Annotated in this window: 17 protein-coding genes, 1 tRNA gene and 1 pseudogene; 7 read left to right on the top strand and 12 right to left on the bottom strand. The window is 40.1% G+C overall.

All coding sequences use genetic code 11. The features are described 5' to 3' along the window. Window positions 1-115: 115 nt before the first annotated feature. Window positions 116-775, bottom strand: coding sequence for a Crp/Fnr family transcriptional regulator (locus NUV69_00855; GenBank protein ID MCR4324220.1), 660 nt, complete (start codon window positions 773-775; stop codon window positions 116-118). 200 nt (window positions 776-975) lie between these two features. Between NUV69_00855 and NUV69_00850 the strand changes: the two genes are divergently transcribed. Further along, window positions 976-1,464 (top strand): hypothetical protein, encoded by a 489-nt coding sequence (locus tag NUV69_00850; GenBank protein MCR4324219.1) that lies wholly within the window; start codon window positions 976-978, stop codon window positions 1,462-1,464. 57 nt (window positions 1,465-1,521) lie between these two features. Here NUV69_00850 and NUV69_00845 read toward each other — a convergent pair whose 3' ends face one another. From NUV69_00845 to NUV69_00830, 4 genes are all read right to left on the bottom strand, one after another. Further along, window positions 1,522-3,387 carry a transketolase gene (locus NUV69_00845; protein ID MCR4324218.1) on the bottom strand — a complete coding sequence of 622 codons (1,866 nt, stop codon included), beginning with the start codon at window positions 3,385-3,387 and terminating at the stop codon, window positions 1,522-1,524. 131 nt (window positions 3,388-3,518) lie between these two features. Further along, window positions 3,519-3,839, bottom strand: a complete 321-nt coding sequence (locus tag NUV69_00840; GenBank protein ID MCR4324217.1) for a hypothetical protein — start codon at window positions 3,837-3,839, stop codon at window positions 3,519-3,521. Beyond that, window positions 3,832-4,074 (bottom strand): hypothetical protein, encoded by a 243-nt coding sequence (locus NUV69_00835; GenBank protein ID MCR4324216.1) that lies wholly within the window; start codon window positions 4,072-4,074, stop codon window positions 3,832-3,834. Before NUV69_00835 ends, NUV69_00840 begins: the two co-directional genes overlap by 8 nt. Next, window positions 4,075-4,212, bottom strand: a complete 138-nt coding sequence (locus NUV69_00830) for a hypothetical protein (GenBank protein MCR4324215.1) — start codon at window positions 4,210-4,212, stop codon at window positions 4,075-4,077. A gap of 269 nt (window positions 4,213-4,481) precedes the next feature. Between NUV69_00830 and msrA the strand changes: the two genes are divergently transcribed. Further along, window positions 4,482-5,012, top strand: coding sequence for a peptide-methionine (S)-S-oxide reductase MsrA (msrA, locus tag NUV69_00825; GenBank protein MCR4324214.1), 531 nt, complete (start codon window positions 4,482-4,484; stop codon window positions 5,010-5,012). Here msrA and NUV69_00820 read toward each other — a convergent pair. Together NUV69_00820 and NUV69_00815 are read right to left on the bottom strand one after the other, a co-directional pair. Continuing rightward, entirely contained in the window at window positions 4,998-6,626 is a 1,629-nt protein-coding gene (locus NUV69_00820) for an MASE1 domain-containing protein (GenBank protein MCR4324213.1), read from the bottom strand. The genes msrA and NUV69_00820 overlap by 15 nt on opposite strands. Before the next feature lie 95 nt (window positions 6,627-6,721). Next, entirely contained in the window at window positions 6,722-6,904 is a 183-nt protein-coding gene (locus tag NUV69_00815) for a hypothetical protein (GenBank protein MCR4324212.1), read from the bottom strand. A gap of 139 nt (window positions 6,905-7,043) precedes the next feature. On the opposite strand from NUV69_00815, the gene NUV69_00810 reads away from it, so the two are divergent. Beyond that, window positions 7,044-7,460, top strand: a complete 417-nt coding sequence (locus NUV69_00810; protein MCR4324211.1) for a hypothetical protein — start codon at window positions 7,044-7,046, stop codon at window positions 7,458-7,460. Between the two features lie 382 nt (window positions 7,461-7,842). Here NUV69_00810 and NUV69_00805 read toward each other — a convergent pair whose 3' ends face one another. Continuing rightward, entirely contained in the window at window positions 7,843-8,136 is a 294-nt protein-coding gene (locus NUV69_00805) for a hypothetical protein (GenBank protein MCR4324210.1), read from the bottom strand. 312 nt (window positions 8,137-8,448) lie between these two features. Next, window positions 8,449-8,577, bottom strand: a pseudogene (locus NUV69_00800) (sugar O-acetyltransferase). A 433-nt stretch (window positions 8,578-9,010) separates the two neighbouring features. On the opposite strand from NUV69_00800, the gene NUV69_00795 reads away from it, so the two are divergent. The 3 genes from NUV69_00795 (at window position 9,011) to NUV69_00785 (ending at window position 11,143) form a co-directional block, all read left to right on the top strand. Beyond that, entirely contained in the window at window positions 9,011-9,355 is a 345-nt protein-coding gene (locus NUV69_00795; GenBank protein ID MCR4324209.1) for a DUF5674 family protein, read from the top strand. Further along, window positions 9,343-9,612, top strand: a complete 270-nt coding sequence (locus NUV69_00790; protein ID MCR4324208.1) for a hypothetical protein — start codon at window positions 9,343-9,345, stop codon at window positions 9,610-9,612. Before NUV69_00795 ends, NUV69_00790 begins: the two co-directional genes overlap by 13 nt. 169 nt (window positions 9,613-9,781) lie before the next feature. Further along, complete coding sequence (locus tag NUV69_00785; protein ID MCR4324207.1) at window positions 9,782-11,143, top strand: Fic family protein; 1,362 nt, start codon at window positions 9,782-9,784, stop codon at window positions 11,141-11,143. A gap of 157 nt (window positions 11,144-11,300) precedes the next feature. Here NUV69_00785 and NUV69_00780 read toward each other — a convergent pair whose 3' ends face one another. The 3 genes from NUV69_00780 to NUV69_00770 all read right to left on the bottom strand — a co-directional run bounded on the left by NUV69_00780 (window position 11,301) and on the right by NUV69_00770 (window position 12,303). Beyond that, on the bottom strand, window positions 11,301-11,468 hold the full coding sequence (locus NUV69_00780; GenBank protein MCR4324206.1) for a ribbon-helix-helix domain-containing protein: 168 nt from the start codon (window positions 11,466-11,468) through the stop codon (window positions 11,301-11,303). A 155-nt stretch (window positions 11,469-11,623) separates the two neighbouring features. Beyond that, on the bottom strand, window positions 11,624-12,016 hold the full coding sequence (locus NUV69_00775; GenBank protein ID MCR4324205.1) for a class I SAM-dependent methyltransferase: 393 nt from the start codon (window positions 12,014-12,016) through the stop codon (window positions 11,624-11,626). A 62-nt stretch (window positions 12,017-12,078) separates the two neighbouring features. Then, entirely contained in the window at window positions 12,079-12,303 is a 225-nt protein-coding gene (locus NUV69_00770; protein ID MCR4324204.1) for a hypothetical protein, read from the bottom strand. Between the two features lie 133 nt (window positions 12,304-12,436). On the opposite strand from NUV69_00770, the gene NUV69_00765 reads away from it, so the two are divergent. Further along, a tRNA-Asn gene (locus NUV69_00765) sits at window positions 12,437-12,508 on the top strand. Window position 12,509: the final 1 nt, after the last annotated feature.

Here is a 12,509-nt window from a genome sequence, read left to right as displayed (position 1 = left end):
TCTTAAAGAGTACTGGCCAGTACCTTAACTGAAAGGGCTTAGATCCTAAAAATCTAGGATCTAATTCAATATTTACAAACCAAGGAAGCTATGTCAACCCTGTAAGAAACTGAGGCTAATGCTCGTTATTAACAACAGATTGTCGCAGTAGTCCCTTTCTATTTTTAATAACAATTAATCTACCTTTGTAAGCAATTAGATTCTTCTTCTCCATCTTCTTAAGCTCGATACTCGCCGTTTCCCTCGTTACTCCAACCATATTTGCTATATCCATATGCGTCAAAGGCACAGCGATAGTTGATTTACCACCATCACCTTTCCCAAAACGTTCAAGGCAAATCAGCAAAATTGAGGCGATTTTAGCACTCGCGTTTCCAAAAGCCAGATAATCCATCATTTGCAACAAACCACCAAATCTAAATAGCACGCGCTTGAAAAGTTCCAAGAATGCGTCCGGGTTTTCGTTTAAAAAAGCCAAGAATTTTTCTTTTGGAGCCCTGTACATTACGGAATCGGTTACCGATTCAAGAAAGTGGGTATTCGGGGTGTCGTTTATGGTCCACATTATAGGAAATGTGTCCCCAGGCTTAAAAATAATGAGGGTTAACTCTTCTCCCTGTTCAGAAATTGAGTATAGACGTGCATAGCCCCTTTTCAAGTAGAAAGTCCCCTGTGGCTGATCACCAGCCCTTAAAATCGTCTCTCCCTTTTTATAATGTAGAGTTTCGAATGGTTCGAAGAATTTGTCCAACTTGTGAAGTAATGCTTGCTTCACGGCGCTATTGTACCAGTAAGCTTCTTTGTTAGCAAACTAACAAATTTTTTGTAATGGCCCTCACTGCGCGGCGCCTAGTTTAATGTATAATTGTTTCCCCACTTAACTGAAAGGGGCAAAAAGACGTAAGAAATCTAACAAAGTATTTGTGAGAATTTTCATAGATTTCACGCTCTTTAAAATGTATAACAAGTGCGATCATGAATCAAACCCGAGAGGAGGTGAAAATGCAGTACTTAACACAAACGGACGGATGGAGATTTGAAAGAACGCCAAAGTGGCAAAACGGGCAAAATCGCCACTCGTCACGCGTGCTAGCTACGTTTAAACAGATTTTTCCGCTGGCTCTGTTTCCGAGCGATATCGTAATCGAGGAACTAAGAGTCGTGTGGATTAACAAAAAAGGTCCGTGGATGAGCGAGATCATATCGATCATGGCAACAGACATTGCCTGTGCAAACGCCTCAAAGGGGCTTCTAACAGGTGAAATCCACATTAAAAGCGTCACAGGTGGTCCGGAAATTTACGTCAACAATCTGAAGGCATCAAGCGCCTATAAGATTAGAGATTTGGTCGAAGGTATTGCCCTCGCTTCAAGAGAGGGGCTAAGGATCGTAAAAACCGAAAACACTGAAGACGAGAGGCGTGAGATACTTAGGGCAGGTCAAGTTAGAACAGGCGTTATTTAACTAGATCCTAAATAATCTGAATTTTAACTGCAAAAGTTGCAGTTCCCCGTTTTTAAGTCAATTTCCCAAAATTTCCTTAACTTTTTCAACAATCCCCTTTGAAGAAATGCCTTCATAATCCAATAATTCATCTGCTTTCCCGCTTGTTGGCATCTTTGAAACCGCAAGTTTATGTACACTCACATTAGGTACATTCGCAAACACATTCAAAACGGCATCTCCCAAGCCACCCTCAAAGTAGTGATCTTCAACCGTAACTACTTTTCCACCAGTCTCACTTGCAGCCGCCTTCAAAGCTTCTTCATCGATTGGTTTAATGCTATACGCGTCGATTACTCGCACATTCATTCCCTCGCCTTCCAACTCGTCAGCAGCCTTAATCGCCTCGAATAATGTCACTCCACACGCAACAATCGTTAGCTTGTCACTGTCAGCTGACTTAACAACCTTGCTCCCTCCGACTTTGAACTCCTCGCTATCGTCATAAATAACGGGCGTCGCAAATCTTGCCGTTCTTATATAGAAAATTCCTTCTTCACTTACAGCAACTTCAACTAATTTTTCCGCAGCAACAGCGTCAGCAGGACAAAGAACAGTGCTTCCAAAAACAGTTCTAAACATCGCAAAATCCTCGAGTCCCATCTGCGAAGGTCCGTCTTCCCCAATCGAAACTCCGGCATGGCTTCCAACAAATTTAACATTTGCTTCGCTGTAAACACTCATCCTGATCTGATCAAATGCTCTGGTAAAAAACGCTGTGAAAGTCGAAACAAATGGAATTTTTCCTCTCCTCGACAAACCAAGAGCAGTACCAACCATATTTTGTTCCGCGATAAACATCTCAAAAAACCTTTCTGGGTGTGCGTCTTTAAAAATTTCGGCGAACGTTGAGTTTTTAACTTCTGCGTCCAAACTCACAATATTAGTATTTTTATAACCGAGAGCCGCCAGCGCTTCCCCATACGCCTTCCTCGTCGCAATATCTTCCCCCAACTGGTATTTTGTATTTAGTATTTTGTATTTAGTATTTTGTATACTTGATACTTGATACTTGATACTTGATACAACTGGCTTTTTGATCTTCCCCGTCAACTTCTTATCGATTTCTCCAAGTTCTGCTACCGCTTTCTCGTAATCTTCCTGCGGAAGCGCCTTCCCATGCCAACCTTCTTTGTCCTCCAAAAAAGAAATACCTTTCCCTTTTATCGTTTTGGCGATTATCATCTGCGGTTTCTCGCCCTCCCCATCAATTGAATCTAAAACGTTCTGAATATCAGCAAAATTGTGTCCGTCGACAATATGAGCCTCCCATCCGAATGCCTCAACTCTCGCCTTATAAGCATCAACGTTATATCCAAGCATCGTTTCGGTACTTTGCCCAAGCCTGTTAACATCAATAATTCCGACCAAATTCCCCACCTTATAGTAAGAAGCGAGTTGAATTGCTTCCCAAATAGAACCCTCAGCCACTTCGCTGTCCCCCATCAAAACGTACGTTAGATACGAAAGGCTATCCAGGTTTGCGGCAAGCGCCATACCAAGTCCTATGGAAAGTCCTTGACCTAGAGATCCCGTCGCAACTTCCGCGTATTTAAAAACGGGCCTCGGATGACCCTCAAGTTCACTTCCGAACTTCCTGTATTTTTCCAGGTCAGCTTCATCCAACACCCCAGCCGCTGCATACAGCGCATAAAATAACGGAGATGCATGACCTTTGGAAAAAATAACTCTATCGTTGTTGGGATTTTTAACATCAGCAAGGTCGTACCTAAGTTTATTGAAAAAAAGTGCAACCATAATATCCGTTGCAGAAAGCGAAGATGTTAGGTGACCAGAGCCTGCTTTGGTCGTCATAAACAAACTGAAATAGCGAACTAGTTTTGCCAGTTTTTCAAGATTAGCTGTATCAGTCATTTCAAACAGATTATCACAAAATTGGCCAGAGAGTTAAACGGTAACAAAGCTAGTTACGTTTAACGTAAAACGTTATACGAAACGAGCATCATAACCGGGGAGAAAATTATATCTTGACGTTTGCTTTTTTATTCTGGACTTTAGGAAGACTTGATTTTACCATCTGTTTTCACTTCCGACTCTTCCAGCTTTTCCTTTGCCTGCTCTAAGCCCGCAATCAACTTACTCTTGCCCTTTGCCTTCATTTCCTCTGCTTTTTCTTTAAGCTCTTGAGACTTCTTTTCTCCTTTATCTTTTATCTCATCCCCCTTCGCCTTTAACTTTTCTCTGTTGTCGCGATCCGAAAGTAAACCTGCAGCTACTCCTGCGGCTGCTCCAACTGCCAAACCAACAGCTCCGGCAACAATCGGATTTACTCCTTTATTCGAAGAAAAGCTCTGCTTATGGTCATCATTAGACATGCGCTTCACCTCCTCGCCTTAAAGTTTTTAAAATATATCCAATTAGCCCAGCAATACCCATCTTTATGCCTTCTTTGACCTCTATGACGTCTTTTGTCGTGCTTTTAACGTCAGTCAGCACTTTCCTAATTATCCGAAGCGTAGCCACTACTTGGACAGCAACCAATAGAATCACCGCAATCAAAACAATGGTACCAGCTCCCAAGGAATAATAAAAGAACTCTTGTGCACTCATCTATCTTCCTTTCTTTAGGTGCTTAAACATTTCAATCTGCTTGAGCCTTTTTTCGGCTTCTTCCCTCGAACCATATGTACCCATGTTTCGTCCGCTTTCGGCTACCACCCGATAGCCTTCTTTTACTTTTTTAATCATATAAAAATGATAGAAACATAATATTTCAGACCAACAAGAAGCCTGTAATAATAACGTAAGAAAATGGTGCTGGGACATTTAAGGTGGCATCCTTGAGTCTTCGAGAGATGCCCTACCTTAAATCATAAAAGTTCAAGGATGAGACCTTAATTCAAGGATCTCACCTTGAACACCAACAACGTAACCTCCTCACGATACCGGCTTCGTAACCCTTACCGATATTCTCAAGGTTACACTAGCCGTTACAAAGACTGATAAAATGGAAGAATATGGAAGAAACTGCGACTATCGCAGGAGGCTGTTTTTGGTGCACAGAAGCAATATTTAAGCGCCTAAAGGGCGTCGAGTCGGTAACGAATGGTTATTCCGGAGGAAAAGTTGAAAATCCGACTTACGAACAAGTATGTTCAGGCACAACTGGCCACGCCGAAAGCATCCAGATAGAATTTGACCCGAATATTATTTCTTATGAGAAATTGCTTGAAGTCTTTTTCAAGCTCCACGACCCGACAACTTTAAATCAACAAGGTGCAGATATTGGCACTCAATACAGATCAAGTATCTTCTATCACAGCGAAGCACAAAAAAAGACAGCAGAAAAAGCGAAAAAAGAAGCTCAAAAATCCCGCTCGCAACCCATTGTCACCGAAATCATTCCTTTCGAAAACTTCTACAAAGCCGAAAACTACCATCAAAACTACTACGAAGCCAATAAGTCTCAACCATACTGTCAGATCGTCATCGATCCAAAAATTCAGAAGTTATACCAAGAATTTAAATCCGATTTAAAACCGAACTAATCTACCGCCAGACAGATATCTTAGAGGAAATTGTCCCTTTCTCCTACGCCCGTTGCCAACAATAGGCAATGTAAAAAAGAACGTAGACCCCTGGTCTTTTTTGCTCGAAACGCCGATTGAACCCCCATGTCTCCTAATTATTTCCGCGCTGATATAAAGACCAATCCCAAAACCTTGGCCACCTTTTTTATCACGATCGTCAACGCGATAAAACCGATCGAAAATTTTGCCCTGGTGTTCACGTCTGATCCCGATACCTGCATCTTTAACGTAAACTACAACTTTATTGTTGAACACCTCCGAAGAAACATAAACATCACGATCTTCCGGCGAATACTTGAGTGCGTTGTTGATGAAGTTCACAAGTACTTGGCCAATACGAACCCTGTCTGCAAGCACTTTCCGCTTCGCGTCATGGCTAACCACTATCTTGCGCCCACTTTCGTGTTGCTGAATTTCATTTACAATCTGATTAATTAAATCATCAACAACAAATCTTTCCTTGTTCAAAATAATTTTCCCTACATGAGCCTTAGAAACGTCCAATAACTCCCCGATTAAATCAGTCAGCTTGTCTATTTGGTCCTCAATCGTCGTGAGGTAGTGAACTAGCTTCTTGTCCTTAGTATTTTTAAAATGCTTTTTGAGTATTTGGACAAAAATTTTTGCGCTCGTAATCGGAGTCTTAAGTTCGTGGCTCGCAATAATAATGAAGTCGTCCTTGCGCCTTTCATGTTCTCTTCTTTCAATAACTAGTGCTGCCAAAATCATTACAGTGACAGAGGCTACTCCCATAAATCCTTGGAGCAGAAGAAGGTTTTCGTTTAGCTGCCCTTTAACAAATGGCCCAAAACCACCAATCGTACCCACAACTGCCATCACCAAAAGAACAAAGACGGCTGTAACTGCTTCTCGTTGACCAAATCTAATCGCGTACCAAATAAGAGGAGGGAAAAATACATAAGTTATAGGTAGTCCTCTTGTATTAATCCCTAAAAGGCTGGTAAAAAACATCGAACTCATAAATATTAAGAACGAGGAAGCTATTAAAAATTCGCCAATTTGTAATCGTGTGTATTTGAAACTCCGTGGAACACTCCAGGCCAAAATAAGAGGCGTAACTACCAGTGCGCTTATCATGTCCCCAACCCACCACGCAAGCCATGTCCGAATGTAGTCAAAAGACGTTAGGACGCCAGTAGCGTAAAGGCTCGAAACCCCAATCGTAGCGCTTATTGCGGTTGCAAAAAGCCCGCCCGCCAAGATCAAACTCCAAACGTCCCTTAGGCGCTCGAGAGCATTATTAAGTGAAAAAACGTTGCGAAGAAGGAAAGCGCCTACTATAGCTTCCAGGGTATTACCCGCCGCTATCCCAAGCGCAGCGAGAAGCGGAACACCCAATAAAAAATTGACAAGAAATGCCCCAGCAAAAACAGCGGGCCAATAATTTACGCCCCATATAATAAGTGCGGCTAAAGATATTCCTGTGGGAAGCCAGACGAGCATTGCAAAGCCGTTAACAGCGTCGATACTCAACCCAAGTCGTGCAGTAGTAAAGTAGATAGCAAAAAGGAATAAGAGCCTGGCAACATAACTCGGCCCCCCCATTTTCATACGAGGATTATAGCAACAAGATCCAAAACTAGTTTAAATTAGAAGTTTATCTTAACTTTTAAAAACCTTTTTTCTTTATACGCTTACCTGATCAATCAATCACCTCCCCCGTTCCGTTCGCGGCGCCTGCCAGATTGACCACCCTTTGAACCGGCAACATCTCGATCTTTGCGTTCCCGATCTTCAGCATCCATATCTCTCAGAAACATGTAGATCAGCAAGGGTACCGCAACAAGAATAAGTAACCACACGAGTAGTCCGGTTCCGTCTATTTGCATATTACATATCACCTCCTCTCGAGGAAATACATAATATTCCCCTATCGCATTAACTATCCAAAAAACTAAGTAATAAGAAGGTAAGAATTCATTGTTGTCTTCAGTCGTGTTTTAACTTAGACTATTTTAAATTTCCTGAATGACTCTCTCTTTCATTAAACCAAAGCTCATCGCCTTAATTCTCCTTATAGCAATCATTGCAATCGGTATCTATCTTAGGTTTTATAATTACGAAAATGAATTCAGATTTGGCTGGGATCAGTCAAGAGACGCATGGATAGTAAGAGACATCTTGGAAGGCCAACCAGTCCTTAAAGGCCCTCGTGTAGGAGTCGGAGATTTTTATTTAGGACCGGCTTACTTCTATCTTCTTGCCGCATTATCTGGCTTCTTCTTCCACATCCACTTCACTACCGTTTTTCTTCCTATTATTTATCTGCCCGCTTTTTTCTTTATAAAGACAAAAAAAGGCCCTAAAACTATCACTTCTCTCGCTCCCGCTTTTCGTAATCTGGTTTATCCCAACACTGTTAAGCGATCTGAGTCATTCTTATGACAACTACTACAGATTCCAGAACTTCCTGCGGGATTATTACATTGGCTTTCATCTGCGCTTTATGCTCCACAGGCTACCAGAATCTTTTACGCAAATATCAGCGCTCATTCACATTCCCCCGCTGTAGTTTCTAAAATATCTAATCCCAATCATATTTTTGCTCGCTTTCGTCTTCGAAAAAGATAGGAAAAAGAAAATCCTAGCGACCCTAATTCCTCTCTGGTTTATCGTTCCACTCGTGGGCTTCACCCTCTATGGAGGGCCGACAACCGACTACTATTATTTTATAAACTTCCCGATTACCATTCTAATGTTCACCTACTTCACTCACAGATTAATAAGTTGCAAAGGTTCTGACTTAATTACGACTGAACTGTGACGACTAGCTGCGGCGCGAACGAACCTTCGCGGGAAGAATAATCTGCTCCGTCACTGGAAGCAGAGTCCATTCCGATGTTGACAACACCGTCCCCGACACAACAAGCGGCGACCCGTCTACACGCACCTGAGTCGCGGTGCCAAAATTAGTCGAGGGTGTGTTCTCTTGTACGTAAGAATCAGCAGAAGCTGTGAAAGTCTGAGTAAGAGGCGCAGCTCCGGTATTAGAAACCGTTAAAAAGACAAGAAGTGTAACCAGTGAGCCAAGCGCCAAAATTTTCTTGGATAAGTTGGGCAAAAGGTGTAGATATTTAAAGGCAACCTTTGCCGACGTAGAAGCAGTATATCAAAAATCCTAACTTATAGTTATTCTTCGCTCAAACAAAGTCTGCCATTTATTTCACTAAACGCAACGGTCCTAGCATACCCGCCTCTACTGTCTCTGTACCTATCTTTCGTTAAAGAAAAATTCGCACGGGAGAGTATACCAAGAAGGAAGAGAGATTAGTTAGCGCACCAGAGGAGCAGGCACACGAACATGAATGTATTTCTTTAAAGTCCTGAGCGTATCTTCGGGTTCTATATTTTTAATAATACGCGCGGGCACTTCCCCAACTAATGTACTTTTTGGAACGTCTCTTGTGACAACTGCCCCTGCCGCTACAACACTCCCTTTGCCTATCGTCACGCCCGGCAAGATAATAGCGCCAGCTCCAATCCAAACATCGTCTTCGATAACAATGGGCTCATCATAGTGAGTTCTTTTTTTCGTTTCCGAATCGATCTCTACCTCATTGTTCGACGTAACAACCATACAGCGAAATCCAAAATTTACATTATTTCCAATAGTTATTTTTTCTTCCCCGACGAATATGCACTGTTGGTTAATAAAAACATTACTGCCCATATGAATATTTTTGGGTACGAAAAATTTCGAGAAAGTAACAAACAGGTCATTGTCTCCGCACGAACCTAGCCTTTTCGAAACATAGAGCGTGTATAGATTTTGGATTATAGAATCAAGCTTACGAAGCATAGTAAGGCGGGAGTATAAGCAAGAACTGTAAAGAAGTCAAACTGAAATCAAAAAAACTAAAACTTTCTTTTTAAAAGAAAGCCTGAAATAAGCAAGACAACAGCAAAAATTGCCCAGATAAGTTATGATCACCCCTATGATAATTACCAAAAAAGAACCTTATACTAAAGAAGAGATAGAAAAACTTTCAGAGGAATTCGAAACTTATATTAAAACCGTGATTGATATAGAGAAAAAAGTCTGCTCGGCAGGAGCAAACCGCCATTTTGAAAACGAAGCAATTCTTTTAAAACAAGGCTCTACTCAATCTGACCTTTGGGGCGGAGGAATAGATCTCACATCGCTTGCAATCGACAATAATTCAATGATAAATATTAGACCAAATGACAATAATCTTTCTAATGAAATCCAAGATCCCGAAAAAAGACAAATATTTGAACAGTTAACAAAATTTTTCTTTGCTCTGATATGGACAAAGTAACATTACTCTCACTTTCAATGGATTTAAAAAGGATCACAACTTCGATTCAAAGAGGGTCAAAGGATAATGCTAAAAGGTTTTCAGAAGAAGCCGAACGCTGGACTAAAGAATTAGGAAAGACAGATGATCAATATTTAAAAAAGTTAATAAAAAAAATAAATGCCACCCTCGAAGCTAAAAATGATCTCAAAAAAGCGGAGGATTGCCTGATGTATTCTGTGCTTACTCAAAACAAAGCGCTATATTCATCAAAATAATTAAATTTTGCTCCACCTCGTGGACAAAGTTAGAACCTATTTTCGATAGTTCAAAAACGAACCTTAGTAGCCCAAATAATTTTCTACTAATTTGACTTATTTTAGTAGTTGAGTTACTATAATATCTAATCAACTACTAATTCCATTAGTTTTAGTAGTTAATTAGCAGATGAACAATTTCAAATTTAAACCACCTTCTTGGAAAAAAGTACTCTCAACTGAATTCTTTAAGAAAATTATTAGCTCTAAAGACTTACAAATTCTTATACAGCACGCTCAAAAAGAATATGTCCACTGGGATAAATTTAAACATTACAAAATACCAGACGGAATCTCCCCCGAAGAAGCTTGGGCATATCTTAAGTTCACAAGAATGTCAAACAGAGAAACAACTCCGATTGAATCCATACAAGAATCAAAATTCACTTTCAACTTAACCAAATCTATGTATCAAAAACTAAGTTACATCGATTCAAATGCCAGTGGATACATTTCTGCCCGCTTAGGAAAACCAGACTCTAAACAAAAGAATCAGTTTATCTTAAGTAGTATATCTGAAGAAGCAATTGCCTCAAGCCAAATTGAGGGTGCAAATACCTCTAGAAAAGTCGCAAAACAAATGATCTTAACCAATAGAATGCCAAAAACAAGAAGTGAACAAATGATTATAAACAACTACCAAGTAATGCAACGACTCGAAGAATGGAAAGATTTAGATTTAAGTTTAAACATGTTGATAGATATTCAAAAAAATATAACAGTTAACACATTAGATGATCCTAAAGATTCAGGTAGATTAAGAACTGATGATGACCAAATTCACGTCGTAGACGCTGCAACAGGTATAAGCTCTTATATTCCGCCAAAAAGAGCCTTCGTCGATAAAGAAATTGAGAGATTAATCGCCTACGCCAATGATGATGAAAATGAAGATAATTTTGTACACCCAGTAATCAAAGCATCCATACTACATTTTTGGATAGGCTTTCTACACCCGTTTGTAGATGGTAATGGAAGAACAGCTAGAGCTATATTCTATTGGTATTTACTTAAAAAGAACTATTGGCTGTTTCAGTATTTATCAGTTTCCAGAATCATCAATAAATCAAAAACAGAATACAGTAATGCTTATCTACATAGTGAATACGACGAAGAAGATCTAACATATTTTTTAATATATAAATTGAAGGTAATTTATAGAGCAATAGACGAATTTATTGAATATCTTAACAAAAAAATTGAGGAAGAGAATTCACTTAAATTATTTGCATCTCATTTGTCTGAATTAAACGAACGACAAGTTGGCCTATTACATTATTTCTATAAAAATCCTGGGAAAGTTACGGACGTAGCGATACATCAAACAAAAAATTTAATAGTTCAGCAAACTGCAAGCGACGATCTTAAAAATCTGGTAAAACAAGGCTACCTAACAAGAATGAAAAAAGGGCATAAATTCGTATATGTACCCAATAACACAGAGATTAAAAAAATTGTTGAAAGTGTAAACGAACCTAAAAATAATATTTAACAAAAAAACTTCGATCAGATCATATTATTAGCTGTTACTCCTAGCTTTCCCAGCTGATTATAAAAATCATCACAGAGACTCAATCGTCCAACTCGGGGTATCAAAATTTGAGGCTAAAAATAGCTGGCTCAGCCTCGTAGACGAAGTTCGAACCCTATTACAAATCGGAGGTAAGCTTGAAATCATTTTTCTTTGGCTTATTCTTTTCAATACCTATTTCTAAAGCTTTTCTAAAAATTTCGGCCTTACTCACTTTTTTAGCTTTTGCAATACGCGTAACCCTTTCATTTAGCTCATCCGGAATACGAAGGTAAGTTTTTATCATTATCACAATTTAATTTGTTGCAAGCTAGCTCTCCTTATTCGTAGAAAAGCTTGCTTATTCGGCGGTAGCCCTATGAATTAGTGAAGCTGCAAGTGTTTGATAGGGAATTCCTTCTCTAGCCGCTTTAACCTTCAATCTATGTAAATCTCGTTCAGTCAATCTGATATTAATATAAACGCTCTGTAAAAAGGATGACTAAGAACATGCGTATCTTTCAGCCTTACGCCATTTAACTGGTGATCTTCCAAGCCTGTTTGATGCCCGCTAGTATCTAAAACTATTTGCCCGCCACTCCGAAGTACTCTATGGAATTCCGAAATTGATTCATTTACATGATCAACGTTTTCTCCAAAAACATCATCATCGGCAAAAGCCAACCAGTGAATTACTTGAGACATGTAGATTTTGTTCATAGATCCACTTCGGATCGGTAATGATTCGGCTCTTGCTAAACCGAAATTTACATCCACCCCCGTGCTTATAGCTCTTTCTTTTACTTCTTCAATATAAGCACGTGCGCCTGGATCTAGATCCGCAGGCAAATCCATATTTTGTAACCCAAATTTATACCAACTCAGTCTGGCAAAACCTTCACTAAATTCCAAGGCAATTACCTGCCTATTTGAGGATTCGCGCTTGCAATTTCTATTGTCGAATTACCTGTGCCTGCGCCTATTTCCAAAACAGTATCACCGTTTTCCGGCGGAAGCAATTCGACTAACCGTTTAGAGCCAATTTCCCACGTTCGTGGCTGCACGGCAGACACTGCTTCATAATCAAAAGCGTACCTGTCCGTAAATATTCTACTAGTAGAAGCCGGTCCTTGTTCAGGCATAGGCTGCGATTATAGAAGCGTATTTAGCAGAAGTCAAAATTACTTTAAGGTCGATTGAATACCCTACCCCACAATGTTAAAATTGGCTTCGATCACGATCCGTCGCGTCAAACGCGACTGGAACGTTTGACGTTCCGCGGTAGCTCAGTGGTAGAGCGCTCGCCTGTTAAGCGATTGGTCGTAGGTTCGAATCCTACCCGCGGAGC

It is taken from the genome of Candidatus Curtissbacteria bacterium (assembly GCA_024654445.1).
Lineage (GTDB): Bacteria > Patescibacteriota > Microgenomatia > Curtissbacterales > GWA2-41-24 > JANLHP01.
Note: the sequence above shows the minus strand (reverse complement) of the source record. Positions and strands in the feature narration are given on the sequence as shown.

Bases quoted from the DNA above. Each gene is read 5' to 3' on its own strand.
- NUV69_00850 (MCR4324219.1), top strand. From the start codon at position 976: ATGAATCAAACCCGAGAGGAGGTGAAAATGCAGTACTTAACACAAACG.
- NUV69_00840 (MCR4324217.1), bottom strand. From the start codon at position 3,839: ATGTCTAATGATGACCATAAGCAGAGCTTTTCTTCGAATAAAGGAGTA.
- NUV69_00835 (MCR4324216.1), bottom strand. From the start codon at position 4,074: ATGAGTGCACAAGAGTTCTTTTATTATTCCTTGGGAGCTGGTACCATT.
- NUV69_00830 (MCR4324215.1), bottom strand. From the start codon at position 4,212: ATGATTAAAAAAGTAAAAGAAGGCTATCGGGTGGTAGCCGAAAGCGGA.
- msrA (MCR4324214.1), top strand. From the start codon at position 4,482: ATGGAAGAAACTGCGACTATCGCAGGAGGCTGTTTTTGGTGCACAGAA.
- NUV69_00820 (MCR4324213.1), bottom strand. From the start codon at position 6,626: ATGAAAATGGGGGGGCCGAGTTATGTTGCCAGGCTCTTATTCCTTTTT.
- NUV69_00815 (MCR4324212.1), bottom strand. From the start codon at position 6,904: ATGCAAATAGACGGAACCGGACTACTCGTGTGGTTACTTATTCTTGTT.
- NUV69_00810 (MCR4324211.1), top strand. From the start codon at position 7,044: ATGACTCTCTCTTTCATTAAACCAAAGCTCATCGCCTTAATTCTCCTT.
- NUV69_00795 (MCR4324209.1), top strand. From the start codon at position 9,011: ATGATAATTACCAAAAAAGAACCTTATACTAAAGAAGAGATAGAAAAA.
- NUV69_00790 (MCR4324208.1), top strand. From the start codon at position 9,343: ATGGACAAAGTAACATTACTCTCACTTTCAATGGATTTAAAAAGGATC.
- NUV69_00785 (MCR4324207.1), top strand. From the start codon at position 9,782: ATGAACAATTTCAAATTTAAACCACCTTCTTGGAAAAAAGTACTCTCA.
- NUV69_00780 (MCR4324206.1), bottom strand. From the start codon at position 11,468: ATGATAAAAACTTACCTTCGTATTCCGGATGAGCTAAATGAAAGGGTT.
- NUV69_00775 (MCR4324205.1), bottom strand. From the start codon at position 12,016: ATGGATTTGCCTGCGGATCTAGATCCAGGCGCACGTGCTTATATTGAA.
- NUV69_00770 (MCR4324204.1), bottom strand. From the start codon at position 12,303: ATGCCTGAACAAGGACCGGCTTCTACTAGTAGAATATTTACGGACAGG.